Source organism: Limnohabitans lacus, assembly GCF_030053395.1.
Classification (GTDB): domain Bacteria; phylum Pseudomonadota; class Gammaproteobacteria; order Burkholderiales; family Burkholderiaceae_C; genus Limnohabitans_A; species Limnohabitans_A lacus.
This window is the reverse complement of record NZ_JASGBH010000004.1, coordinates 228,449-253,410: the sequence shown is the minus strand read 5'-3', so window position 1 is coordinate 253,410 and position 24,962 is coordinate 228,449. Positions and strand designations below refer to the sequence as shown.

The following is a 24,962-nucleotide window of genomic DNA, read 5'->3' as shown; positions in this document are numbered from 1 at the left end:
CGGCTGAGGTGCTTGTACATTGGGCAACTTCGACTTGGCGGTTAAAGCGGCCATGATGCCAACGCATCCTCAGCCACCCACTACCGGGTTCATCTTTGTTGCACTTCGCCCTTGAATCCGCCTGGCAAAAAGGGGTCGATAACATACGGCAACTTTTATTTGGAGATTTACATCATGACGCGATGGGAAAAGCGATGGACCGCTTGGCTGGCTTGGCCGATGTTGTTCTTGTCCAGCGGCGCTTTTGCCGCCGATGTGGATGGCGCTCAGCTGTCGGTGATGTGGGGCGTGCCATTCGCAGGCATTTTGCTGTCGATTGCCTTGATGCCTTTGTTGGTGCCGCAGTTTTGGCACCACCATTACGGCAAGGTGGCGGCCGCCTGGGGCTTGGCTTTCTTGGTGCCTTTCGCCATGGTGTACGGCCCGGCAGCAGCGGGTGCCAACACGGTCCACGCCCTGTTTGCGGAGTACATCCCCTTCATCATCTTGCTCACCGCCTTGTTCACCGTGTCAGGCGGCATTTTCATTCGCGGCAATCTGCACGGCAGCCCGGGACTGAACACCGCCATCTTGGCCATTGGCGCCGTGCTGGCCAGTTTCATGGGCACCACCGGGGCGTCCATGCTGTTGATCCGGCCGCTCATTCGAGCCAATGACAACCGCAAGCATGTGGCGCATGTGGTGGTGTTTTTCATCTTCATCGTCTCCAACGCAGGCGGTTCCCTGACGCCTTTGGGCGACCCGCCCTTGTTTCTCGGCTTTTTGAAGGGGGTGGACTTTTTCTGGACCATCAAAACCATCTTCCCCGAGACGCTGTTTTTGGTGGGCAGCTTGTTGCTCATTTTCTTTGCCCTTGACTCTTGGTTCTACTATCGCCGCGAAGAGGTGTTGCCGCAAGACCCGACACCAGACTCCAGAGGCGTTGGCTTTGACGGCGCCATCAACTTCTGGCTTTTGGCCGCTGTTGTTGGCTTGGTGTTGATGAGCGGGTTCTGGAAATCACCAGTCTCTTTCAACATCTACGGCACCGAAGTCGGTTTGCCGGGCCTGTTGCGCGATGTGGGTTTGGTGGCCTTGACCATCTTGTCGCTCAAAATCACGCCGGCCAAGGTGCATGAAGACAACCAATTCGGATGGGGCCCCATGGCCGAAGTGGCCAAACTGTTCGCTGGCATTTTCCTGACGATCATCCCGGTCATCGCCATGCTCAAGGCGGGTGTCAATGGCCCATTTGGCGCAGTGGTTCAAGCGGTGACCCAGCCCGATGGCAGCCCAGATGTGATGATGTATTTCTGGATCACGGGGGCATTGAGTTCTTTCCTGGACAACGCGCCCACTTATTTGGTCTTTTTCAACACTGCAGGCGGTGACCCGAAGGTGCTGATGACCACCTTGGCCCCGACGCTGGCGGCCATCTCGGCCGGTGCAGTGTTCATGGGGGCCAACACCTACATCGGCAACGCGCCCAACCTGATGGTCAAAGCCATTGCCGAAGACCGAGGCGTGAAGATGCCCAGCTTCTTTGGCTACATGTTGTGGTCCGGCGCAGTCCTGATTCCTTTGTTCGTTGTCATGAGTTTCATCTGGTTCAAGTGATGTCCAAACCTTCCATCTTGGTGGCACGTGCCATCTTCCCCGAGGTCCTGCAGTCTTTGGCGCAGGTGTTTGAAGTCGAGAGCAACCAGGCCGATGAGGTCTGGTCTGCCGCTGAGCTGAACCGCCGCATGCAAGGCAAAGTGGGGGCTTTGACCACCGGCAGCGAGCGCATCGACGCCGCGCTGCTGCAAGCCAACCCACAGCTGCGCATCGTGGCCAATATGGCGGTGGGCTTCAACAACTTTGACGTGCCGGCCATGACCGCCGCTGGCGTGGTGGCCAGCAACACGCCCGATGTGCTGACCGAAACCACCGCCGACTTTGGTTTTGCGCTGCTCATGGCCACCGCCCGACGCGTGACCGAAAGCGAACACTTTTTGCGTGCAGGCCTCTGGACCAAATGGAGCTATGACATGTTCGCTGGGGCCGAAGTGCATGGCGCCACCTTGGGCATCATCGGCATGGGCCGCATCGGGCAGGGCATTGCGCGTCGCGGCGCACATGGCTTTGGCATGAAGGTGATCTACCACAACCGCTCACGCTTGAGTGCCGAGCTGGAGGCCGAGTGCAAGGCCACTTATGTCTCCAAAGAAGAACTCCTGAAAACAGCCGACCATGTGGTGCTGGTGGTGCCCTACAGCGCCGAGTCGCACCACACCATTGGCGCGGCCGAGCTGGCGCAAATGAAGCCCAGCGCCACGCTGGTCAACATCGCTCGGGGCGGCATTGTGGACGACGGGGCCTTGGCCCAAGCGCTGGCGGCCAAACAAATCGCAGCGGCAGGCATCGATGTGTTCGAGGGCGAGCCCTCGGTGCACCCTGATTTGCTCAAGGTGCCCAATGTGGTGCTGACCCCGCACATTGCCAGCGCCACCATCCAGACGCGCCGCGCCATGGCGCAGTTGGCGGCCGACAACCTGATTGGGTTTTTCACCCAAGGCCAAGCGGTGACGCCGCTCAACACCGTGACCGGACGCGCTGCATGAATGAGAGCTGGTTGGTCATCGCGCTGGTGGCATTGAATCTGGCGCTGCTGGTGTGGCTCTTGCTGCGCAAGCCTGCGCCGCAAGACGACAGCCAAGAACGCCAAGCCCGTCAGGCCGAGCATGCTGCCTGGCAGCAGCAACAGTTCGAGGGCCTGCAAACCCAGACCGTGCGGCTGGAGCGCGAGCTGCGCACCGAGATCAGCCAGTCGGGCGTGCAAGGTCGCCAAGAGGCCATGCAGACGCTGACCTTGTTCCAGCAGTCGCTGCTGCAGCAAAGCGCCGAGGCCACCCGTACCCAAAACCAGCAAATCGATGCCTTGGCCCAGCAATTGGCCTTGCTGCAAAAAAGCCTGACCGACAGTTTGGCCCAGCAGGTCAATGCGCTGTCGGAAGCCAACGCCCGGCGCTTGACCGAGATGCGCGGCACCATGGAAACCCAGCTGGCCCAGCTGCAGCAAAGCAACGCCGCCAAGCTCGATGAAATGCGCCAGACCGTGGACGAAAAACTCCAGGCCACTCTGCAAGCCCGCTTGGGTGAGAGCTTCAAGCAGGTGGCAGACCGTCTGGAGCAAGTGCACAAAGGCTTGGGCGAAATGCACCACCTGGCCCAAGGCGTGGGCGACCTCAAGCACCTGCTGACCAACGTCAAAACCCGGGGCATGTTTGGCGAGGCGCAACTGGCTTCGCTGCTCGAGCAGGTGCTGACGCCTGAGCAATATGCGGTGCAAGTGGCCACGCGCCCGGGCGACAAGAACCGGGTGGACTTTGCCATCCGCCTGCCCGGTCGCTCCGACAGTGGTCAGCCGGTGTGGCTGCCGATCGATGCGAAGTTCCCCAACGAAGACTACGAGCGCTTGCTCGAAGCCCAAGGGCGTGCCGACCCGGTGCAAGCCGAGTTGTGCGCCAAAGCCCTGGAAGCCCGCATCAAGCTCGAGGCCAAGTCGATCGCTGACAAGTACCTGGAGCCACCGCACACGACCGACTTTGCGGTGATGTTCTTGCCCACCGAAGGCCTTTACGCCGAAGTCCTGCGCCGCCCCGGCTTGATGGAAACGCTGCAACGCGATCACCGCGTGACCCTGGCCGGGCCGACCAACCTGATGGCCATGCTCAACGCTTTGCAAATGGGCTTCAGAACGCTGGCGCTCGAAAAGCGCTCCAGCGAAGTCTGGCAAGTGCTGGGCGCGGTCAAAACCGAGTTCGGCAAGTTTGGCGATGTGCTCGACAAGGTGCGCAACCAGACGCAGACCGTGCTCAACACGCTGGATCAAGCGCAGACCCGCAGCAATGTGATGAACCGGGCTTTGCGTCAGGTCGATGCCTTGCCCGAGTCCGATGCACAAGCCTTGCTGCCCGGTGGCGATGCCTGATCGGCACAGGGCATGAAGCGCGAGCTGTCGCGCCTGATTGCCGGGCAAATCTTCTTGCACGCCTGCATGGCCGGCACCCGCATGGCAGCGCCGCTTTTGGCTTTGCAGCAGGGCTTCAGCGCCATGGCGGTGGGGGCCTTGCTGGCCTTGTTTGCGCTGACCCAAGTTTTTTTGGCGCTGCCCGCCGGCCGCTTTGCCGATCGCAAAGGCCTCAAAGCCCCCTTGACGGTGAGCGTGGCCGTGGCCTTCGCGGGTGTGAGCCTGTCCGCCGTTTGGCCCATTTTTCCGGTGCTGTGTGTGAGCGCCTTGGCCGCTGGTGGGGCCACCGGCATGGCGGTCATTGCCTTGCAGCGGCATGTGGGGCGACTGGCCCAAGGTCCGGCCGAGTTGAAGGCCGCGTTCAGCTGGTTGTCCATTGGCCCGGCCATTTCCAATTTTCTGGGGCCCGTGCTGGCGGGCCTGATGATCGACTTTGCAGGCCCTGAGCGTGCGCACGAGACGGGCTTTCGGGTGGCCTTCCTGCTCATGGCCTTGTTGCCTTTACTCACCTTGTGGTGCGTGCGCGGTGTGCGCGAAAAGACCTCTCCTGCGCTGGCGGCGCCGTCAGAAAAAAAGCGTGTGCTGGACCTGCTGAACGAACCTTTGATGCTGCGTCTGCTGGGGGTCAATTGGCTGCTGTCGTCTTGCTGGGACGTGCACACTTTTGTGGTGCCGGTGCTGGGACACGAGCGGGGTATGAGCGCATCGGTGGTGGGCACCATCCTTGGCTCTTTTGCCATAGCGGCGGCCACCATCCGCATATGTTTGCCTTGGATCTCTCGCCATGTGCACGAGTACCAGATCATCACCGCATCGATGGTGTGCACCGCCGTTTTGTTTGGCCTGTACCCCTTCATGTCCACGGCTTGGGCCATGGGCGCGTGCTCGGTCATGCTGGGCTTGGTGCTGGGCGCGGTGCAACCCATGATCATGAGCACCTTGCACCAAATCACGCCCGAGCACCGTCAGGGCGAAGCCCTGGGTCTGAGGCTGATGAGCATCAACGCCTCCAGCGTGCTGATGCCCATACTGTTTGGTGCAGCTGGCGCCATCGCCGGTGTGGCCCCCGTGTTTTGGGTGGTGGGTGCGGCGGTGGGGTTGGGCGCCCATTCGGCCTTCAAGCTGCGCCCCCATCATCCGTAGTCAACCGTAGGTCGGAGCTTCAGCTCCGACGGTGCATTGGATGCCGCTGTCATCGTCGGGGCTAAAGCCACCGACCTACCGGTCACGCTGGTGGCACCTTCAGCGCGTAGAAGTCGCAAATGGCCTTCCAGGCGTCTTCTGGGGTGTCCACGTAACGAAAGAGCTTCAGGTCCTCGGCAGAAATCGTGCCTTCCTCGACCAGCACATCCATGTTGATCAAGCGCTGCCAGTAATCGGTGCCAAACAGCAAGATCGGCACTTGCCGGGCTTTGCGTGTTTGCACCAGGGTCATCACCTCGAACAATTCGTCCAGCGTGCCAAAGCCACCCGGAAACGCCACCAGCGCTTTGGCACGCATCATGAAATGCATCTTGCGCAGCGCAAAGTAGTGGAACTTGAAGCTCAGCTCGGGCGTCACATAGGGGTTGGGATGCTGCTCGTGGGGCAGGGCGATGTTGAGCGCCACCGACAGTGCGCCCACTTCCTTGGCGCCACGGTTGGCCGCTTCCATGATGCCGGGGCCGCCGCCGGTGCAGATGGTGAGTTTTTCGTCTTGCGGCAAGGACGCACAGGACTGCGCCACCATGCGGGCAAATTGCCGTGCGTTTTCATAGTGCTGGGCGTTGCGCACCTGGGTTTGCGCAAGCGCCACAGCGTCTGCCTGCCCTGATTGCTGTGCGGCCTCCAGCCGAGCTTGGGCGCTGGCCATGTCGGTGAAGCGCGCACTGCCAAACACCACCACCGTGTGCTCGATGCCCGCTTCGATTTGCGCCAGATCGGGCTTGAGCATCTCCAGCTGGAATCGAATGCCACGCGTCTCACGCCTCAAAAGAAATTCCGGATCGGCAAAAGCCAAGCGCTCGGCTTGCGGCTCCAGCCAGCCGGCATCGTGAAAGTCGGTGGGGGTTTCTGCCCAAGCGTGGGCCATGGAAGGGGTCTTGAGGCTGGGTGTAGAAGGCATGCTGCCATTGTGCATCTGCGCCGCTGCTCGAAGCCTCATGCCCTTGAATTTGCGGGCCAAAAAAAAAGCCCCTTGCGGGGCTTTTTTGTCAGGCCGATCGGCAGATCAGACGCGCTTGCGGTATTCGCCGGTGCGGGTGTCGATTTCGATCTTGTCGCCTTGGCTCACGAACAAAGGCACGGGCACTTCCATGCCGGTGGCGATCTTGGCGGGCTTGAGCACTTTGCCGGAGGTGTCGCCTTTGACAGCGGGCTCGGTCCAGGTGATCTCGCGCACCACGCTGGTGGGCAATTCCACCGAGATGGCTTTTTCGTTGTAGAACACCACTTCGAGTTCCATGCCGTCTTCCAGATAGTTCAAAGCGTCGCCCATGTTGGTGGCTTCGACTTCGTACTGGTTGAATTCGGTGTCCATGCAAACGTACATGGGGTCCGCAAAGTAAGAGTAGGTGCACTCTTTCTTGTCCAAGATGACCTGGTCCATCTTGTCGTCGGCGCGGAACACGACTTCGGTGCCGAAGTTGGCGATCAAGCTTTTGAGCTTCATGCGCACGGTGGACGAGCCACGGCCGCCGCGTTGGTATTCGGTACGCAGGACGACCATGGGGTCTTTGCCGTGCATGATGACGTTGCCGACGCGGATTTCTTGAGCGGTTTTCATAGGATTTGGATCTGGAATGAACAGAAAGGGTGACCAAAGGTCAAGCCCCTTATTCTAACCTGAGGCCCTGGTGGTGGCACTCAAGCGGTGCTGGCCTCAGTCTTTGGCGCTCAGGCCGTGCGCCAAAGCGCCGAGCACAATGCCGCCCAAAGCCCACAAGATGTCGGTGTTGCCCGTGCCCAAAGCCGCAATGGCCGGGCCGGGGCACACGCCAGACAATCCCCAGCCCACACCAAAAATGGCCGAGCCGATCACGGTCTGGCGGTTCCAGCTGGCAGGCTGTGTGAGGAACTGGCCACCCAGCAAGGGGCGTGCGAACCAACGCGGAAAGCCTTTGTAGGCCAGCATGGCCAGACCGGCTGCGCCGCCCATGACCAGCATCAGGCCCCAGTCCTGAAAGCGCAAAAAGCTCAAGACTACATCGGGCTGAACCATGGTGGCCAGCGACAGGCCAAAGCCAAACAAGGCGCCCGCCAGCAATGTGACGAGCGCTTTGGGGAAGGTGAGTGTGTGCGGGTTCATGCCAGACCTTTCGTGGCGATGGCCATTAGGTTGGCCGTCATGAAGGCGGTGGCCATGAAAGTCAGCACCGCGCCCAGCGATGGCAATTGCAAGGAGCCGAGGCCACAAATGCCGTGACCGGATGTGCAGCCATTGCCCAAGCGCGCACCGTAGCCCACCAAAAAGCCGCCCACCAGCAGCTGCCAAGCGGGCACGCTGGTGTGTTGCGCTTCACCACCCGCCAGCGCCAAGCGCCAAACCAGTGCCCCCAGCACCACGCCCAAGGCATAGACCAGACGCCAACTGCGGGTGCTGACAAAGCGCGCTTGCTGAAAAAACGCCCGATTGGACACGAAGGACCAACTGCTGGAAAAGACGGAACTCATGCCGCCAACCCAGCCGTTGAACAAATACAGCAGCGCCACGCCAGCGCCAATGGTGAGGCCGCCCAGCAGGTAGTGCTGCCAGCCGAGGGGGAAGAGGGTGTCAATCAGAGTCATGGGTCTGGATTATCGGGCACGCAGTTCAGGACAGTTTTGCGGACATCCAGCTTGAAGGCTCTGGGGTTCGGGGGTGCCCTCAATTTTTCATCTTGCTAGGAGATGACTCCTGAAAATGTAGGTAATAAGGATATAGTTTGGTTCCGCAACGACCGACGCAGATCAGCGGATGGCCAGCAAGGAGTGACGGGTTTTATGGTGATTTATACCTGTACAAAAATTCAGTCATTGGGGCCGAAGGCCTTGTCCGATGCGGTTTGCAATCCATTCGTCAAAAGGATGTATCGGCCCGGCCCGGATGTATCCAACGGGTTTTGTGGACTATTCACGTAGTCTTTCCGTTGCCAGTCACCCGCTTATTCGACCCTCAACCATTAAAACCCTATGGAAAATAAATCTCTTTTCGACATAATTTCATTCGTTGCCTCGATTGCCTCACTAATTCTTTCGGTCGGCGCAATCTGGTTATCAGTGGTTTTCTACAAAATGTCAGATCAGGCCTCAAAGGCGACGACTGAAGCCGCGAAGGACATTGCAGCCAGCGTTGATCGTTTGGAGAAACTATTTGACAAACTCTACTCCGACACCTTCTCAATGATGCGCGACACCGTATCGGACATGAGAAAACATATCTGGCCGACAGAGGTACCCGAGCAAGAGACCGCGCTTGATGAAGCCGAAAAGAAGGCCGACGAGAAGATTCAGGAGTTGAAACGAACCGTTGAACATCAAATTGGAGACTTACTGGTTCAGCAACGCTTAAACGACGACAAAATGTCCTCGCTATCAGTTGAGATGCGAAGCATCTTGGACAAAGCAATCATCAGCTCACGTCAAGTTGACATGGAGGCTCGCGAGGAAACTATACGGGAGCATATTCTTCGTAGCCTTCGCATCTACCGCCGCACAAGAGCGCGGGCTACTTTGAATGACCTAGTCGAGAAGCTTAAACCTTCTTTCCCTCTGTCCCGTGTGATAAACGAAGTAGAAAAGCTTCGCACAGAAAAATTGATTGAGCTCTCCCCAGACGCGATTGGACCTGATTCCATAATCAAGCTCGTATAGCTAAACGCAAGTTGACGGGTCATAGTGGACAGGTCGGTTGAAGCTCACGTCAATGCCTTTCATGTACAGCGCACGGTCGTGGATTTGGTCGGTCAATGCCCCCCTGAGCAGGTGGTTGATTTCTAGGTGCTTGCCCGATGGCTTCTCATCACTGAATGGGTGTCGCGACAAGGTCGGGCTACTAACGCCGCATTGAATGCTGGTCGTCTCCGTCGGGGTTTCGAGCCAAGTTGATTTTTCTAGACGTTGGACCAAGACTTGACGCCCTGTTTTTTGACCCCGTATCTATTGTCAACCTATGAACTTGATGAGTTGCGTGACCAAATCCGTTTGCCCAGAAAGTTGATGGCGCTTGGTTTGGGTGTTCTGGCTCCAAATCTGTAGCGTTTCGGCATCGAGCGCAGGCCATGGACCCGCCTCAATCCCATTCCAAACCCGATGCGCCTTGCGCAAGCTCTCTGGCGCCTGCATCCATTCCAAAAACGCCTCCAACTTGTCGTGGTGCGCGTTGTCGTCTTGTGGGTAGATGTGCCAAATGAAGGGCTGGCCTGCCCATAGCGCCCGCACCAGAGAGTCTTCGCCGCGCACAAAATTCAAGTCACAGGCCCACAGCATCTCGTCAAAGCCGTTTTGGTCGGTGTAAGGCAGGGCGCTCCAGTGGGGGTGAGCGGGCATGCTCGCCAGCGCGTGTTGTACGGCAGCCAGTGGCCGTCCTGGGGTGACCAGCAGGTGGTGGGGTGTGCCGACCAGTTGGGTAAGCAGTTGGGGCAGGGCGGCGGGTTCGTAGCAAAACAGGCTGATCAGCAGGCCGTTCGGTGCCAGGCCTGGGGCGTGCTTTTGACGCCAGGCGGCGCGGTCGAAGCGCTGTTGCCTGTCCAGCAGATCGGTTTCGCGCAGCAGGCCGCCGGTGTCCTCGGTGAAGCCCGGGTAAAAGAAAGTTTTGGTCCAGCCCTTGGCCGGGCCGCTCATCACCGGCGAAGGCATTTTGTGCAAGCGGGGCACCCAGTCTTCAGCGCTCAAATATTCAAGGTTGATCCAGGCGGGTTGCTGTGCGTGCGTGGCGACGCCGTGAGCCACAAAGGCTTCGGGCAGGGTGCAGCCAAAGCCTTCGATCCAGACATCAGCGGGCATCAAGCCTTGCAGCACTTCGATTTGGCTGGCGGCGGCCCAGGGCAGCACTTGCAGCTTGGGCAGGACTTGGGCTTCGGGGGCCATCCAACTCAGGGCCGAGGCGTCGTCCACCCACAGGCGCACCGACTGGCCTTGCGCCAGCAGTTGGCGCGTGAGGCGCCAGCACACGCCCAGGTCGCCGTGGTTGTCGATGACGGTGCAAAAAATGTCCCAAAGCCGGTGCGTCTTCATGGGGGGAGATTGTCGGGGCAAAGTGTTTCGCCGTCACAATACGCGCCATGACAGCGGCTCACGACGAATCCTTGCTGGCCCAAGTGGCCGCGCTCCCGGCTTTGCCGGGGGTGTATCGCTACTTCGATGCGCAAGGCAATGTGCTCTACGTGGGCAAGGCCAAGCAACTCAAGAAGCGGGTGTCGAGCTATTTCCAGAAGGACCACGGTGGCACGCGCATTGGCCACATGGTCAGCAAGATCGCCCGCATGGAGACCACGGTGGTGCGCTCCGAGGCCGAGGCGCTGCTGCTGGAAAACAACCTGATCAAGACGCTGAACCCGCGTTTCAACATCTTGTTTCGGGACGACAAGACCTACCCGTATTTGAAGTTGACCGGCAACGGCACCTTGTATTTGAAGGCCGAAGCCGGTGCGCCCGAGCCGCAGACCTATCCGCGTGTGGCCTATTACCGAGGCTCTGTCGAGAAAAAGCACCGTTACTTTGGCCCGTTCCCGAGCGCTTGGGCGGTCAAGGAGACGATTCAGCTTTTGCAAAAAGTGTTTCGCCTGCGCACCTGCGAAGACACGGTGTTTGCCAACCGCAGCCGCCCCTGCCTGCTGTACCAGATCAAGCGCTGCTCAGGCCCCTGTGTGAATCTGATCAGCCCGCAAGGCTATGCCGACGATGTGAAGCACGCCGAGCGTTTTTTGAAGGGCGAGACCCAGGCGCTCTTGCAAGAGATGGAAGCGCGGATGATGGCGCACGCCGAGCGGCTGGAGTTCGAGCTGGCCGCCGAGGTGCGCAACCAGATGTCGGCGCTGTCCAAGGTGCTGCACCAGCAGTCGGTGGACACGGGCACGGACACTGATGTGGACATTTTGGCGGTGCGCGTGTTGGGCGGTCGTGCCTGCGTGAACCTGGCCATGGTGCGCGGCGGGCGGCATTTGGGCGACCGGGCGTACTTTCCGGCGCACGTGGAAGACGCGCATGCCTTGCAGGCCGTTGAAGAAGACGCCGAAACGCAGCGCCCGGTGGAGCAACAAGTGTTGGAAGCCTTTTTGGCTCAGCACTACATCGGCATCCCGGTGCCTGCGGCGCTGATCACCAGCGTGGCGGTGGACAAGGCGCTGGTCGATGCCTTGTCGCAGCAAGCCGGGTACAAGGTGTCGGCGGTGCACAACCCGCGCGAGCAGCGGCGCGTGTGGCTGGAGATGAGCGAGAAAAACGCCGACATCCAGCTGGCGCGCTTGCTGGCCGAAGAAGGCTCGCAACAGGCCCGCACCCGGGCGCTGGCCGATGCACTCGATTTGGCACCGGACGACCTGGACGCTTTGCACATCGAGTGTTTTGACATCTCGCACACAGCCGGTGAGAACACGCAGGCTTCGTGTGTGGTGTTTCGCCAGCACAAGATGCAAAGCAGCGAGTACCGCCGCTACAACATCGAGGGCATCACGCCCGGCGACGATTACGCCGCCATGCGCCAGGTGCTGATGCGCCGCTATGGCAAGCTGGCCGAAGCCATGCGCAGCGCGGAGGGCACGGCCCGTTTGCCCGACTTGGTGCTGATCGACGGCGGCAAGGGTCAGGTGTCCATGGCTCGCGAGGTGTTCACCCAGCTCGGGCTGGACCTGTCGCACATCGTCGGTGTCGAAAAAGGTGAGGGCCGCAAGGTGGGCCTGGAAGAGCTGGTCTTTGCCGATGGCCGCGAGAAGGTTTACCTGGGCAAGGACTCGGCGGCTTTGATGCTGGTGGCGCAGATCCGCGACGAGGCCCACCGCTTTGCCATCACCGGCATGCGGGCCCAGCGCGCCAAGGTGCGCATGGGCGGCAGCAAGATCGAAGAAATCCCAGGCATCGGCCCCCGCAAACGGGCGCGCCTGTTGCAGCGCTTTGGCGGTGTGCGGGGCGTGGAGAGTGCCAGCGTCGAAGACCTGGCGGGCGTGGAAGGCATCTCGCGCGAGCTGGCCGAGACCATTTACCAAGCCTTGCACTGAGCGGTCGCCCGCTTGTCAGAGAAATGCCAAATACCCGTGCCACAATGAGAACCATGTTTTTCACGATTCCAACCATCATGACTTGGGCGCGCATTGTCGCCATTCCATTGATTGTGGGGGTCTATTACTGGCCGGGTTTGTCGGCGGCCACGCAAAACCTGATCGCCACGTCCATGTTCGTGGTCTTTGCCATCACCGATTGGCTCGATGGTTTCTTGGCCCGCAAGCTCAACCAAGCCTCGGCCTTTGGCGCTTTCTTGGACCCGGTGGCCGATAAATTTCTGGTGTGCGCCGCCTTGTTGGTCTTGGTGCACATGCAACGGGTCCATGTGTTGATCGCCTTGATCATCATTGGCCGCGAGATCGCGATTTCCTCCCTGCGCGAATGGATGGCCCAAATCGGGGCCAGCAAAAGCGTGGCCGTGCACATGGTGGGCAAACTCAAAACCACGGTGCAGATGGTGGCCATTCCTTTCTTGCTTTACGACGGCATGTTGTTTGGCGTGATCGACACCCGCGATTGGGGCATGGTGTTGATCCTGATCGCCGCCGTGCTGACCATCTGGTCCATGGTTTATTACATGCAAAAGGCCCTGCCTGAAATCCGGGCACGGGTGAAATGAGCGCTTCGGCGCCATCCTCGGCCTGGATCAAGGCCATGCCGGTGGTGTTCGTGCTCATCTGGAGCACAGGCTTCATCGTCGCCCGCTATGGCATGCCCTATGCCCCGCCTTTCAGCTTCTTGCTGGTGCGTTATGCACTGTCCATCGTGTGTTTTCTTGTCTGGATTGGTCTGGCCCGTGTGAGCTGGCCGCGTGACCGTGCCCAGTGGTTGCACTTGGCGGTCACAGGCATGCTGATGCACGCGGGCTACCTGGGTGGCGTGTGGGCCGCCGTCAAGGCGGGCATGGGCTCGGGCCTGTCCTCTTTGATTGTCGGTTTTCAGCCGGTGCTCACGGCCATTTGGTTGTCCTGGAGTTTGCGCAGTTCTGGCCAGCCTGGCGTGACGCCGCGCCAGTGGGCAGGCTTGCTGCTGGGCTTTGTGGGTTTGCTGATGGTGGTCTGGCGCAAGCTCACTTTGGGTTCGGCCATGGACCATGTGACGCCGGTCAACATGGCCTTTGCCATCGGGGCGATGTTCAGCATCACGATTGGCACGCTGTACCAAAAGCGGTTTGTTCAGCCCTGTGATGTCCGTTCGGCCAATGCGGTGCAGTTGATGGCGGCCTTGGCCGTGACTTTGCCACTGGCCTTGGCCGAGCCCGAAGTCATCCAGTGGAACGCCGAGTCGCTTGGCGCCATGGCTTGGGCCGTGCTGGGCCTGACCTTGGGGGGCAGTTCTTTGCTGTACATGCTCATCCAGCGCGGCGCGGCGGCTTCGGTCACCAGCTTGATGTACATGGTGCCGCCCAGCACGGCCTTGATGGCTTGGCTGCTGTTTGGTGAAACCATCACCACCGCCACCCTTGCCGGCACGGCCTTGACCGCACTGGGCGTCAGCCTGGTGGTGCGGCCGTCACGTCGGTGAAAGCCGCCCATTTGTTTTTGGGCTAATCTGCACCTATTGGGTTCTGTCTTTGAACCTCACTGTTCGACCACCAAGGAGTTTTCATGACCCGTCACCGCATTGCAGTTATCCCAGGCGATGGTATTGGCAAGGAAGTCATGCCCGAAGGCCTGCGCGTGATGGACGCGGCAGCACGCAAATTTGGCATCGATTTGCAGTTTGACCACTTCGATTTTTCGAGCTGGGACTATTGCGAAAAGCACGGCAAGATGCTGCCCGACGACTGGAAGGACCAGATCGGCGGCCACGATGCGATTTATTTTGGTGCCGTGGGTTGGCCCGACAAAATTGCTGACCACGTGTCGCTGTGGGGCTCGCTGCTCTTGTTCCGCCGCGAGTTTGACCAGTACATCAACCTGCGTCCCGCACGCCTGATGCCCGGCATCATCGCCCCCGTGGTCCGCAAAGACGGCAGCCGCCGCGAGCCTGGCGAGATTGACATGTACATCGTGCGCGAAAACACCGAAGGTGAATATTCGGCTGTGGGTGGCCGCATGTTCCCCGGCACCGAGCGCGAGATCGTGATGCAAGAAAGCATCATGACCCGCATTGGCGTGGACCGCGTGCTCAAGTTCGCATTCGAGTTGGCGCAAACCCGCCCCAAGAAACACCTGACCAGCGCCACCAAATCCAACGGCATCGCCATCACCATGCCCTATTGGGACGAGCGTGTGGCCGAGATGGCCAAGTCGTATCCGGACATCCATGTGGACAAGTTCCACATCGACATCTTGACGGCGCACTTTGTGCAGCGCCCGGACTTCTTTGATGTCGTGGTGGCCAGCAATTTGTTTGGCGACATCTTGAGCGACTTGGGCCCGGCCTGCACCGGCACGATCGGCATTGCGCCCAGCGCCAACCTGAACCCCGACCGCAAATTTCCATCGCTGTTTGAACCTGTGCACGGCTCGGCCCCCGACATTGCAGGCCAAGGCATTGCCAACCCGATTGGCCAAATTTGGTGCGGCGCAATGATGCTCGAATTCTTGGGCCACAAGGACGCACACGATGCGGTGCTGGCCGCCATCGAAAAGGTGTTGGCCCCTGGCAGTGGTGCGCCACGCACGCCCGACTTGGGCGGCACTGGCAAGACCGCCGATGTGGGCAAAGCCATTGCCGAGGTTCTGGGCGCGTGAGGCCGCGCTTGGTGCCGCGCCTGTTGCAGCGCGTGTGTGCGTACAAGTAAGAAATGTGACTTCTGAAAAATATCAAGCTTGTGCGAAATTGCTTCTGATTTCACGGCTAGAATCCACGCCGCGACGAGGGTTCTTGTCGGCATCTTGATTGACAGTCCCAAGGGGACTGGTTACAACGAGGTCAGGCAGATTTGCCGAACACATTCGACCTGACAGCCGGTCTGTCAGGTCATTTTTCAGTCCGCTCACCGGTCCTGCCGGTTTGCAACTTCAAGAGGCTTCTTGTGAACAAAACTGAATTGATCGAACACATTGCGAAACAAGCCGACCTGTCCAAGGCTGCTGCTGGCCGTGCACTGGAAGCCACCATCGGTGCTGTGCGTACCACCTTGAAAAAAGGCGGTACGGTTTCTTTGGTCGGTTTCGGTACTTTTGCTGTGGGCAAACGTGCTGCCCGCACTGGCCGCAACCCCCGCACTGGCGCTGCGATTAAAATCAAGTCTGCCAAGGTGCCAAAGTTCCGTCCAGGTAAAGCCCTGAAGGATGCTTTGAACTGATTTCACTTTTTCAGGTGGGGCGCTTAGCTCAGTTGGTAGAGCGGCTCCTTTACACGGAGTAGGTCGGCGGTTCGAGACCGTCAGCGCCCACCACCATTGAAAGTAAAGGCGAACAGATTGTTCGCCTTTTTTATTGTTAAACCGAGACTTCGAACATGTTTGATTCCATCCGCAATCACTCCAAAATTTTGATGGGATTGCTGTTTTTGCTGGTCATTCCTTCTTTTGTCTTGTTCGGCATGGACAGCTACAGCCGCTTTTCGGATCAAGGCGCGGCGGTGGCCAAAGTCTCGGGCAACAAGATCACGCAAGGCGAATGGGATGCCGCGCATCAACGCGAAGTCGAGCGCATCCGCGCATCGGTGCCCAACATCGACCCCAAACTGCTGGACTCGGCCGAGGCCCGTTATGCCACCTTGGAGCGCATGGTCAATGACCGTGTGATCGCAGCGGCGGCAGACAAGCAGTTGCTGGTGACCAGCGACCAGCGCCTGGCCCGCTACCTGCAGCAAGACCCCTCGATTGCCGGTTTGCGTGGCGCCGATGGCAAGCTGGACATGGACCGCTACCGCCAACTGGCCGCCAGCCAAGGCATGACCCCCGAAATGCTCGAAGCCAAAGTCCGCCAGGACCTGTCGGCTCAGCAGGTGCTCGGTGGCTTGCAGCAATCGGTGCTGGCTTCGCAAAGCCAAACCGATGCTGCTTTGAATGCGTTTTTGCAGCGCCGTGAGATCCAATCTCAAAAGTGGAGCCCTGCCGATTTCGCCGCCAAAGTTCAAGTGACCGACGCGGATCTGGAGAAGTTCTACCAAACCCAAGCAGAGCGTTTCCGATCCATTGAGAGTGCGGACATCGAATACCTGGTGCTCGACACCGCCGCTTTGCAAAAAAGCATCAACTTGCCCGAGCAAGACCTCAAGACCTATTACGAGCAAAACATGCAGCGCCTGGCCGGCAAAGAAGAGCGCCGTGCCAGCCACATCTTGATCACCGCTGCCAAAGATGCGCCTGCGGCCGATCGGACCAAAGCCCGCGCCAAAGCCGATGAGTTGCTGGCTGCGGTCCGCAAGAGCCCCAAATCGTTTGCCGATGTGGCCCGTAAAAATTCACAAGATCCAGGCTCTGCCGCCAAGGGTGGCGACCTGGACTTCTTTGCCAAAGGCGCCATGGTCAAGGCTTTTGAAGATGCAGCCTTTGCGCTGAAAAAGGGCGAGATCAGCGATGTGGTGGAGTCGGAATTTGGCTTTCACATCATCGAGCTGACCGACATCAAGGCCCCCAAAGCCCCCAGCTTTGAAGCCATGCGTCCTCAATTGGAAGCCGACTTGCGCAAACAACAAGCGCAGCGTCAGTTTGCCGAGCAAGCCGAGACCTTCACCAACAGCGTTTACGAGCAGGCCGACAGTTTCAAATCCACAGCAGAACGTTTGAAATTGACCGTTCAAAAAGCCGAAGGCCTGACCCGCTCACCGACTCCTGGCGCACAAGGTGTGCTGGCCAATGCCAAATTGCTGCAAAGCTTGTTTGCCGAAGAGTCGGTGACCAAGCGTCGCAACACAGCGGCCGTGGAAGTGGCCCCGAGCACTTTGGTTTCAGCCCGCATCGTGGCCTACCGTCCTGCTGCGGTGCGTCCCTTTGCCGAAGTCAAAGACGAAGTCCGTCGTCAATTTGTGATGGACAAGTCGGCCGAGTTGGCCAAGGCCGAAGGCTTGACCAAACTGGCGGCCTGGAAGGACCAAGCAGCCCAGGCCCAAGTGGGCTCGCCTGTGGTGGTCTCTCGTGACATGCTCCAAGGCCAGCCCCAAGCCGTGGTCGACGCCGCTTTGCGTGCCGACCCTGCGCGCTTGCCCGCCATGGTCGGTGTCGATCTGGGCTCGCAAGGCTATGTGGTGGCCCGCGTGAACAAAATCGTGCCCCGCGATGCCATGACCCCGGAACAACTGGCCCAAAGCCGTCAACAAATGAGCCAGTTGTGGGGACAAGCCGAAAGTCAGGCTTACCTCACACATTTGAAGCAACAACTCAAAGCCGAAATCTTGGTTCAAAAACCCGGTGCCAAGCGTGAGGACGCTGCCGAAAAGCGCTGAAGTTCAGGTTATAATTTCGTTTCTACGGTGGCTGTAGCTCAGTTGGTAGAGTCCAGGATTGTGATTCCTGTTGTCGTGGGTTCGAGCCCCATCAGCCACCCCAGTCTTCTAAATCGTTGATTTAAAAGGAATTTTTAAGCATTTATCACCCTAAGGGCCATACCTAGGGGTCATACATGGCTTTAAAAGTTCCCAGGCTTGCCAAAAGTCGCAACGGTGTCTTCTTTGTCCGTGTCCTGTGGCGTGATGCCACAGGCAAGCGACACATCAAACAAATCAGCTTGCAAACCAAACAACCCGCCTTAGCGCGGGTTTTGGCGTTAAAGTTCAATTTTGAAATTGAAGCAACGCACCCCATGGGCATTAAAAAAATTCCTGATTTGCTGGGACTCAACCCCATGACCCAAAAAATGGCGACCAAAGGGGAGATGAAATTACAGCGCACACCGTGGGCAGAGTTCGACGACGGCGACATTAAAGCCCTTTTTTGTGCGGACTATCCGCAGAAAATGGATAAGCCTGATTTTTATTGGCTGCCTCTTATTGCGTTGTTTAGCGGCGCGAGACTGGGTGAACTTGCGCGGTTAGAACTGTCTACATTTAGGGAAGTAGACGGCGTGAAGTGCTTCCGTATTGTTGACGGTAAAACACTGGAAAGCCGCCGAACTGTGCCCATACATTCGCAACTGCTGGCCTTAGGGCTTTGGGATTACGCCCAAGCACTGAAGGACAAGGGCGAGACATTTTTGATACCGCACCGACCACAAGACCCACCAGGCACACCAAAGAATATAAGAACCAGAGACCCCGAAAAAATGACGGGGCGACAGTGGGGCAAATGGGTAGATATGTGCGGCTTGAAGGATAATAAAAAAGTGTTCCACAGTTTCCGAAGCACGGCGATAACGGACTTACACAACACCGAAGCCAAAGTGGCCGCAGTTAAAAGAAGCGTCGGGCACACCAGCCCCGAAATGGCGGGCGTGCATGGTAATTCTTATGTTCGCGGCATTGCCCTAAAAAACCTGCAAACCGCCGTCGAGCACCTCACCCACAGCCAAGTTGACTTCCAGGCGCTTAAACTACAAGACCCGACTTTTGCGGCGTTTTTTGCTCACGAAGAGGCCAAGAAAAATTCACCCGAAGCCATAGAGAGGGCGCAAAAATTGGCAAGGTATGAAAAAGCAAAAGCCGAGCGTGAAGAACGCAACAGAGATAAGCGCAAAAAGCAAAATTAAAAACGTAAACAAAGGAACAACATGAGCAAAACAAACGAACTCCAAAGCAAAATTGGCGCAATGTTTGGAAGCGTTGATGAAATCGAAAAAAACGAAAAAAGAAAACAAGAAATTGACGAAGAAAATGAAAAGAAACGCAAAGAAGGAAAAGGCGAGGCTATTTTTATCATTCGGCAATTGATGGCAACTTTTTCAATTTCAGAGGGTGATTTGTTTGCAACAACAACAGAAAAAAGAAAAAACCAACCAGCGTCAAAGAAATCAATGTATGACTTTGTTGTTGGTGCAATCTACGAAAAAGACGGCAACAAATGGGAATACACAGGCAAAAAAGGAAGGCGCCCCGCTTGGGTGAGCGAAGCCATTGAGAGCGGGACAATAGCCAAGCATCAAATTAAAAAGCCAACTTGATGGACAACAAACCCGCCCACCCCACGGGGGCGTGGACGGCCTTCGGTGCGTTCGTTGACCACAAGCCAACCCCTGACGCGCAGACGGTGGACAATTGCTTGCAATTGACACACTCGCCCGCTTGCCTTTTATTTTTGTTTTCAATTTTCTAAACGCGATGAAGTGAAGCCCTGAGAAATCGAAAAACTTGACTTTGTGTTATTTGCATGTAAACACGAAAGCAAGGAAATTATCAAACACCGAACGCATCTAGGCCGCTTACGCGTCCTTCGATTCGTTCGGTGTTTTGCTTTGTGCCGCATAGTGATTTCAATGATTCACAAGATTTCAAAAATGAAATCGTAGCAGGGCTTGAAATCTTAGCAATCGCGCATGAATCATAGTGATTTCAATGATTCAAAAATATTTGAGATGCTTATTGACAAATGATTTCATTTTTGCTTATATATAAATATAGCAAATAAAAATGAAGGGGTAGAAATGAAGGCAATCACGATAAGACTCACAGAAATTCAATTGCAAGTTGCAGTAATTAAGAAAGCGTTACACGCTCACAAATTCGAGGAGTTTGAGCATTTTCTAAAAGTGAAAGAATTAAGCCTTTCCGAGTTTTGCAAATGCGGCGACGACTGGCCGCAATACTCGCCAACACTAAACGAAATCGTGGCTTATATTGGCTGGGCAACAAAAACAGAGCACAACATGACGCAGCACAATTTTTCGATGGAAATTGTAGGACGACTATTGAAAGCAGTAAGAAAGTAAGAAAAAGAATAACGGGGGCAAGATGAACGCAGTAAAAGAAGAACAACAAAAAAGCGTAGCACGAGAAAAAATAGAACACGAATATATCGACTACTGTTTGTCATGTTTGCAATATCAAGATTATTGCCAATTTTCGATGTTGTCCAGAAAAATTGGAGGCTTGGAGGGCTTTTTAAATTTATGCGATGAGCACAACATAACCGCACCAATTGCCGAACTAAAAAAATGGGTGGCTTGGGTGTTTGATTTACACGCAGAGCAACAAAGCGAAGCCAGACGGATGGGGTTCTGAATGTCGCGCCGCGTTGTGGTGGATTGGGGTTTGAATGTCGTGCCCTTCGACCCACAGACGAGAAGGCGCAAACTGTTGGCCTTTGGCCGTTCAAAAGGTGCGCGGGTTGTTTTGCTTGCCCAAGACTTGGCACAGTTGCGCCACATTTACGGAAGCGACGAAACCAAGGCCCTGATTTCCATGGTCGGCACCATCATCATAGGCCGCACGCAGGGCGGAGAGACGGCGGACACACTCGCCAAACAAGTAATCGGAACGCGCGAAGTAGAGCGCAGAAACATCACCCACCAAGGCAACGGCGCAAGTTCGGCAGGTTGGCAACGGGATGAGTTGTTAGTCGTTCACCCCAGCGAATTGCAAACCGAACTAGGCAAGCGCGGCGACCACATTAACGCCCTTGTCGTGGGCCTTGGGGACTATGTTTTGAACTTGCCTTGGCATTTTGTAGCCCCAGCACCAAGCCGCCCGCCCATGGTTTGGCGTGACTGTTTCCAAGGTAAAGCCAAGCCACTGAAAACGGTGGCCACTGTGGAGCAACTAACCCAAACAAACACGCAAGCACAAGCCGCACAACAGGAAGCGGGCGAACTGCCTGAATCTGTGGAGCACTCCATAACGCACGCCCTACCCCCTGAAATCGGACTGATTTTTGAAGCGCTGAAAGTGGGGGACTTGTTGAGCAACAAGGGCAGCACACCCACGGCCAACGCAACGCACAACGGGCAACGCTACAAGCCCGCAGGCTTATAGCGTGGGGAACGGGCAACAGTCCGCAAGCGGACAGATGCCCACAACACAGGAGAAAGGCCCAGCAAGCCCAGCAGCCGCAGGGCCAGCCAGTGGCCCAAGTATTGGGGCAACGGTGGCCGCAGCAGTCGAGGCTGGGCTAAAAATTGGACGGCAAGCCCAAGCAGAAAGCACGCAGAGAAATGCAGAGACAGCGCTAAAAAATGCGGCACACAATCAAGAAATAGACAAATGGGTTAAGACGCAAACAAAACAAAACAGCGCAGAAATAGACAGATAAGCTAATAAATAGCCTACTCAAGAATAGCCTACTCAATACTTGACATTTTTTCTTTTTTCGTTTTATATAGGTGTATGTCACCCAGTTGACACCTGTATGACACACAAAAACAAAGGAAAAAATATGTCAAAAAAATTCTATGTAAATCTGAACGAGGATGAGCTAAATGAGCTTCAAGGAGAAAACCCAAGTCTTTTTGTTGCTTACTTGTATATCAAAAGGAATAGCCTGTTTACCGAGGGAAAAAGCAAAAAAATCCTGTGGGGAGGCTTGGCGGCTTATCATGGCGGAATAGATAAAACACAAGCAAAAAGGTTAGTTGTAAAACTTGAAAAATTGGGGCTAATTTCTGGCACTGACACCCCTCAAGTTTTTAAGCTGAATTTATGCGCCCCAGAAAATGACACCATAACATTAGATACATTAGAAAAAAAAGAAAAAACATCCTACATAAACGCGCGTACGCGCGAGGATGATGAGGAAGTTTTTTCTAATTCTAGACAACAGAAGAAAAAGACAACCACCAACAAGACCCCCACCACCCAGACAACCGAAAAGGGCGCATCCGCGCCCGTCAAGGCTGCTACGCAGCCCTCAAATTTGGAGGGGGAGGGGTTGGCAGAAACCACCGAAGTGGCCCAAATCAGGGCACACGCAAAGGCTGAAGGCTGGAACTTTTGGGACAACCCCAAAAGCCTGCCCCTTTTCCAAAAAGCTGGCGAAGCATCCAAAAAACTGCCCCACTCGCTTGATTTGTTGCTTGCTGAATATCAAAACGATGCAAGCAATCCGACTGCTATGGGCTTCAAAATTTATGTAGACGATTACAGTAAATCACACAAACAAAAGCAAGGCCAAAGGCGTGGGGATTTGGTATTGTAATCAATTGAAAGGGCTGCAATTTTGCGGCCTTTTATTGCTTTGCACGAGGTAGAGGAATTGCATTAGGCAGACTATTCCCAAGAGACGCTCGATGAATTATTGTAAAAATTTTGAAAGCAGCAATTAAAAAAACGATGCCGACAACAAAAGCAAGAAACACAAGTCCAGCTATCAGCATTAGCCAAAAACTAAAAGACATACCAAAACCAAAACGCTCGCTACAATAAGTCTTGCCGTCTGCACAGGTGATGCCGACCACAAAAGACCTATCCATGTAGAGCGTAATTGTTTCGCCAAGTGATGATTGCAGCTTCCCGTGCACACCATTGAAAATCTGAACCTTTGTGAGCATTTGCCCATCAAGTTCAAGATATGAATAACTGACGACTTGAGCATTTTGCGTGCTCGGCCCATATTCTTTGAGTTCGCCAGACACTGTGCGTAAAGTCATTGATGTGCTCCAGTTAAAAGCATGGAAAAGCCGATGCGAACATCGGCTGGGTTTGACGGTCAAAGTCCGACAACGGCCACGACCGTGGTTGTGGTGGTCGTGCTGCTCACTTGTTCTGCCACAGTGCCCGCTACGGGGTCATCTGTCACGGTGTAAGCAGCAGGGGCGGCGTTTGTATCTGTGGGTGTGGTGTCTGCTGTGGTGTTGCCACCGCCTCCACCGCATGCAGCAAGCATGACGGCGAGTAAGGCCATCAGGGAATACTTTTTCATGGTTTGCCCTTGTTAGAACTGGCAAACACCCACACGTCCGCCCATATCGTCAGCAATAACGAATTGCATCAGGACGGTTTTACCGTTATTGACAGGGATGGCGTTGATTTTGTCGCCATTACTCAACGTCATGACATGCATGCCCGAGACGGCTGAACTGGCGGCATTCGTGAACGACAAGGTGCCGCTTTGCTGCGTGTTGGTGTAGGTGCGGGCAGTGACTGAAGTGATGCCGTTGTTTGTGGTCGATGTGGTGGACTGCACCGTATTCTTGACCGCGTTGATGCTGATGCTTTTCAAGCCAAAGTTGATGATGCCCATGTGGTTCACATCTTCGGAAGCGTCCAGATTGCCAAGAAACGGGCCAGTGAATGGGAAATTCGCACCAATGGTGAAGCCGCAAGTGCCAGAGGTCGGCAGTTCGGCGGCGAAGGCTGACGAACCAACGCACAGAGCGGCAGCAGCGAAGAAGTGAGACAGTTTTTTCATGCTTCATGTTCCTAAAAAATCCCCGTGCCCCCTGTGGGCTGGGTATCCAATTCTAGAACAAATGTGAAGCAAACTCCGTAGATGAAAACGCTACACAAGCCGATTCTTCGGCTATGTCAGCGAAACCAAAACCACCAGAAAAATTTCCAGACCCCGAAAACTTGCGGGCAGTGCTGGCCTACAACATGCGATTTTTGCGGGTAGCCCGTGGATGGTCGCAGGAAGAATTGGCCCATGAATGTGGGCTTGACCGCACTTATGTTTCAGCCGTTGAGCGTTCGCGGTGGAATGTGGCGCTTTCAAACATCGAGCGGTTCGCCGTGGCCTTAGAGGTGGAGCCGTGGACATTGCTTAAACCGCCGTTGTTTGAAAACCAGTGTAAAATTTAACGAATGCCCAAGGGTCATACTTTGGGGTCATACTGTTTTCAGCCTTTTCTGGGTGAAAAGTGTTTAAAAACAAAGGGTTAGCTGTGTGGAATTCCGACCCCATCAGCCACCCCAAATAAAAAAAGCCCTTGCAGCAATGCAAGGGCTTTTTTCTTGGTGCGATCGCTTCAGTTGACCATCACCAGTTTGCCTTTGACGCCCCGCGAGCCCATGTGGGCGTAAGCGGCTTTGAGGTCGGCCATGGGCATGGTGCTGTCGATGACGGGTTTGATCTTGCCTTGGCCATACCACTGGGCCAGCTCGGCCATCATGGCGGCATTGGCTTGTGGCTCGCGGCGTGCAAAGTCGCCCCAGAACACACCCACCAAAGAAGCGCCTTTGAGCAAAGGCAAATTCAGGGGCAAGGAGGGGATGGGGCCACCGGCGAAACCCACCACCAAATAACGGCCGCGCCAGGCGATGGAGCGGAAGGCGGGTTCGGCGAATTCACCGCCCACGGGGTCGTAAATCACATCCGGCCCTTTGCCTTCGGTCAGGGTTTTGAGTGCGTCGCGCAGGTTTTCGGTGCTGTAGTTGATGGTGGCATCTGCACCCAAGGATTGGCACAGGGCGCATTTTTCATCGGTCGATGCCGCTGCGATCACTTTGGCGCCCATGGCCTTGGCGATCTGAATGGCCGCCGTGCCCACGCCCCCGGCAGCGCCCAACACCAGCACGGTTTCGCCTGCTTTGAGGGCAGCGCGGTCCACCAGGGCGTGGTGCGAAGTGGCATAGGTCATGATGAAGGCGGCGGCATCCACTGCAGGAAAGCCTGCCGGCAAGGGCATGCACAGCTTGGCGGCGGCCAGGGTGTGGGTGCCAAAACCGCCCGTGCCCGACAGGCAGGCCACAGCTTGACCGACTTTCAGATGCGTCACGCCTTCGCCCACGGCTTCGACCACGCCGGCGTATTCAGAGCCCGGCACAAAGGGCAACTCAGGCTTCATCTGGTATTTGTTTTGAACGATCAACAGGTCTGGGAAGTTCAAGCTGGCGGCCTGAATTTTCAGCAAAACCTGGCCCGCCGCAGGGGTGGGGGTGGGCAGTTCTTTCCAGGTCAGCGCGTCAACGCCTGTGGGGTTTTCGCAAAGCCATGCGTGCATTCCATATCTCCTGATGAGCGTGTTCTAGATGAAGGGTCATGTTAGGCATGGCGCAGGTGAATTTATGTCCCCCGAGCGACCAGTATTTCAGTGCT

Annotated in this window: 27 protein-coding genes and 2 tRNA genes; 20 read left to right on the top strand and 9 right to left on the bottom strand. The window is 56.4% G+C overall.

Features of this window, described 5'->3' with window-relative positions:
- The first annotated feature begins 219 nt into the window (after positions 1-219).
- Genes QLQ16_RS07770 through QLQ16_RS07755 form a run of 4 tightly spaced genes read left to right on the top strand, consistent with a single transcriptional unit; the run spans position 220 to position 5,134 of the window.
- The gene (locus QLQ16_RS07770) at positions 220-1,596 is read left to right on the top strand and encodes a sodium:proton antiporter (protein ID WP_283224127.1); all 1,377 of its coding nucleotides are present in this window, start codon (positions 220-222) and stop codon (positions 1,594-1,596) included.
- Complete coding sequence (locus tag QLQ16_RS07765) at positions 1,596-2,582, top strand: 2-hydroxyacid dehydrogenase (RefSeq protein WP_283224117.1); 987 nt, start codon at positions 1,596-1,598, stop codon at positions 2,580-2,582. The genes QLQ16_RS07770 and QLQ16_RS07765 overlap by 1 nt, the downstream gene beginning before the upstream one ends.
- Complete coding sequence (locus QLQ16_RS07760) at positions 2,579-3,952, top strand: DNA recombination protein RmuC (protein WP_283224116.1); 1,374 nt, start codon at positions 2,579-2,581, stop codon at positions 3,950-3,952. The genes QLQ16_RS07765 and QLQ16_RS07760 overlap by 4 nt, the downstream gene beginning before the upstream one ends.
- Positions 3,953-3,964: 12 nt before the next feature.
- On the top strand, positions 3,965-5,134 hold the full coding sequence (locus QLQ16_RS07755) for an MFS transporter (protein WP_283224115.1): 1,170 nt from the start codon (positions 3,965-3,967) through the stop codon (positions 5,132-5,134).
- 82 nt (positions 5,135-5,216) lie between these two features.
- On the opposite strand, the gene QLQ16_RS07750 is transcribed toward QLQ16_RS07755, so the two are convergent.
- From QLQ16_RS07750 to QLQ16_RS07735, 4 genes are all read right to left on the bottom strand, one after another.
- Positions 5,217-6,095, bottom strand: coding sequence for an LOG family protein (locus QLQ16_RS07750; protein ID WP_431310395.1), 879 nt, complete (start codon positions 6,093-6,095; stop codon positions 5,217-5,219).
- A 105-nt stretch (positions 6,096-6,200) separates the two neighbouring features.
- Positions 6,201-6,755 (bottom strand): elongation factor P, encoded by a 555-nt coding sequence (gene efp, locus QLQ16_RS07745; protein WP_283224114.1) that lies wholly within the window; start codon positions 6,753-6,755, stop codon positions 6,201-6,203.
- 96 nt (positions 6,756-6,851) lie between these two features.
- Positions 6,852-7,277, bottom strand: coding sequence for a DUF6691 family protein (locus QLQ16_RS07740; protein ID WP_283224113.1), 426 nt, complete (start codon positions 7,275-7,277; stop codon positions 6,852-6,854).
- Positions 7,274-7,756, bottom strand: coding sequence for a YeeE/YedE family protein (locus tag QLQ16_RS07735; protein ID WP_283224112.1), 483 nt, complete (start codon positions 7,754-7,756; stop codon positions 7,274-7,276). Before QLQ16_RS07735 ends, QLQ16_RS07740 begins: the two co-directional genes overlap by 4 nt.
- Before the next feature lie 384 nt (positions 7,757-8,140).
- On the opposite strand from QLQ16_RS07735, the gene QLQ16_RS07730 reads away from it, so the two are divergent.
- Positions 8,141-8,821: a hypothetical protein gene (locus tag QLQ16_RS07730; RefSeq protein WP_283224111.1), complete on the top strand. Its 681-nt coding sequence runs from the start codon at positions 8,141-8,143 to the stop codon at positions 8,819-8,821.
- A 291-nt stretch (positions 8,822-9,112) separates the two neighbouring features.
- On the opposite strand, the gene earP is transcribed toward QLQ16_RS07730, so the two are convergent.
- Complete coding sequence (gene earP, locus QLQ16_RS07725) at positions 9,113-10,183, bottom strand: elongation factor P maturation arginine rhamnosyltransferase EarP (protein ID WP_283224110.1); 1,071 nt, start codon at positions 10,181-10,183, stop codon at positions 9,113-9,115.
- A 47-nt stretch (positions 10,184-10,230) separates the two neighbouring features.
- Between earP and uvrC the strand changes: the two genes are divergently transcribed.
- From uvrC to QLQ16_RS07655, 14 genes are all read left to right on the top strand, one after another.
- Positions 10,231-12,162: an excinuclease ABC subunit UvrC gene (uvrC, locus tag QLQ16_RS07720; RefSeq protein WP_283224109.1), complete on the top strand. Its 1,932-nt coding sequence runs from the start codon at positions 10,231-10,233 to the stop codon at positions 12,160-12,162.
- Between the two features lie 53 nt (positions 12,163-12,215).
- Positions 12,216-12,785 (top strand): CDP-diacylglycerol--glycerol-3-phosphate 3-phosphatidyltransferase, encoded by a 570-nt coding sequence (gene pgsA / locus QLQ16_RS07715; protein ID WP_283224108.1) that lies wholly within the window; start codon positions 12,216-12,218, stop codon positions 12,783-12,785.
- On the top strand, positions 12,782-13,690 hold the full coding sequence (locus tag QLQ16_RS07710; RefSeq protein WP_283224107.1) for a DMT family transporter: 909 nt from the start codon (positions 12,782-12,784) through the stop codon (positions 13,688-13,690). Before pgsA ends, QLQ16_RS07710 begins: the two co-directional genes overlap by 4 nt.
- Positions 13,691-13,773: 83 nt before the next feature.
- Positions 13,774-14,865: a tartrate dehydrogenase gene (locus QLQ16_RS07705; RefSeq protein ID WP_283224106.1), complete on the top strand. Its 1,092-nt coding sequence runs from the start codon at positions 13,774-13,776 to the stop codon at positions 14,863-14,865.
- Between the two features lie 284 nt (positions 14,866-15,149).
- Positions 15,150-15,422, top strand: a complete 273-nt coding sequence (locus tag QLQ16_RS07700; protein WP_108322810.1) for an HU family DNA-binding protein — start codon at positions 15,150-15,152, stop codon at positions 15,420-15,422.
- A gap of 17 nt (positions 15,423-15,439) precedes the next feature.
- A tRNA-Val gene (locus QLQ16_RS07695) sits at positions 15,440-15,515 on the top strand.
- 62 nt (positions 15,516-15,577) lie between these two features.
- Positions 15,578-17,509 carry a SurA N-terminal domain-containing protein gene (locus tag QLQ16_RS07690; protein WP_283224105.1) on the top strand — a complete coding sequence of 644 codons (1,932 nt, stop codon included), beginning with the start codon at positions 15,578-15,580 and terminating at the stop codon, positions 17,507-17,509.
- A gap of 27 nt (positions 17,510-17,536) precedes the next feature.
- Positions 17,537-17,612 (top strand) — tRNA-His (locus QLQ16_RS07685).
- A gap of 73 nt (positions 17,613-17,685) precedes the next feature.
- Positions 17,686-18,747 carry a tyrosine-type recombinase/integrase gene (locus QLQ16_RS07680; protein ID WP_283224104.1) on the top strand — a complete coding sequence of 354 codons (1,062 nt, stop codon included), beginning with the start codon at positions 17,686-17,688 and terminating at the stop codon, positions 18,745-18,747.
- A gap of 21 nt (positions 18,748-18,768) precedes the next feature.
- Entirely contained in the window at positions 18,769-19,158 is a 390-nt protein-coding gene (locus QLQ16_RS07675; RefSeq protein ID WP_283224103.1) for an H-NS family nucleoid-associated regulatory protein, read from the top strand.
- A 480-nt stretch (positions 19,159-19,638) separates the two neighbouring features.
- Positions 19,639-19,923, top strand: coding sequence for a hypothetical protein (locus QLQ16_RS07670; RefSeq protein ID WP_283224102.1), 285 nt, complete (start codon positions 19,639-19,641; stop codon positions 19,921-19,923).
- Between the two features lie 22 nt (positions 19,924-19,945).
- A complete protein-coding gene (locus tag QLQ16_RS07665) occupies positions 19,946-20,215 on the top strand; it encodes a hypothetical protein (protein ID WP_283224101.1) in 270 nt (89 codons plus the stop codon).
- Positions 20,216-20,965, top strand: a complete 750-nt coding sequence (locus tag QLQ16_RS07660; protein WP_283224100.1) for a type IV secretion system DNA-binding domain-containing protein — start codon at positions 20,216-20,218, stop codon at positions 20,963-20,965.
- Positions 20,966-21,338: 373 nt separating this feature from the next.
- A complete protein-coding gene (locus QLQ16_RS07655; protein WP_283224099.1) occupies positions 21,339-22,124 on the top strand; it encodes a hypothetical protein in 786 nt (261 codons plus the stop codon).
- A gap of 31 nt (positions 22,125-22,155) precedes the next feature.
- On the opposite strand, the gene QLQ16_RS07650 is transcribed toward QLQ16_RS07655, so the two are convergent.
- The 3 genes from QLQ16_RS07650 to QLQ16_RS07640 are packed head-to-tail and all read right to left on the bottom strand — an operon-like array spanning position 22,156 to position 23,336.
- Entirely contained in the window at positions 22,156-22,575 is a 420-nt protein-coding gene (locus QLQ16_RS07650; RefSeq protein ID WP_283224098.1) for a hypothetical protein, read from the bottom strand.
- 59 nt (positions 22,576-22,634) lie between these two features.
- Positions 22,635-22,847, bottom strand: coding sequence for a hypothetical protein (locus tag QLQ16_RS07645; protein WP_283224097.1), 213 nt, complete (start codon positions 22,845-22,847; stop codon positions 22,635-22,637).
- A gap of 12 nt (positions 22,848-22,859) precedes the next feature.
- On the bottom strand, positions 22,860-23,336 hold the full coding sequence (locus QLQ16_RS07640) for a hypothetical protein (protein WP_283224096.1): 477 nt from the start codon (positions 23,334-23,336) through the stop codon (positions 22,860-22,862).
- A 113-nt stretch (positions 23,337-23,449) separates the two neighbouring features.
- Here QLQ16_RS07640 and QLQ16_RS07635 point away from each other — a divergent pair, with 113 nt between their 5' ends.
- Entirely contained in the window at positions 23,450-23,725 is a 276-nt protein-coding gene (locus QLQ16_RS07635) for a helix-turn-helix domain-containing protein (RefSeq protein ID WP_283224095.1), read from the top strand.
- A 167-nt stretch (positions 23,726-23,892) separates the two neighbouring features.
- On the opposite strand, the gene QLQ16_RS07630 is transcribed toward QLQ16_RS07635, so the two are convergent.
- On the bottom strand, positions 23,893-24,867 hold the full coding sequence (locus QLQ16_RS07630) for an NADPH:quinone oxidoreductase family protein (protein WP_283224094.1): 975 nt from the start codon (positions 24,865-24,867) through the stop codon (positions 23,893-23,895).
- Between the last annotated feature and the right edge of the window lie 95 nt (positions 24,868-24,962).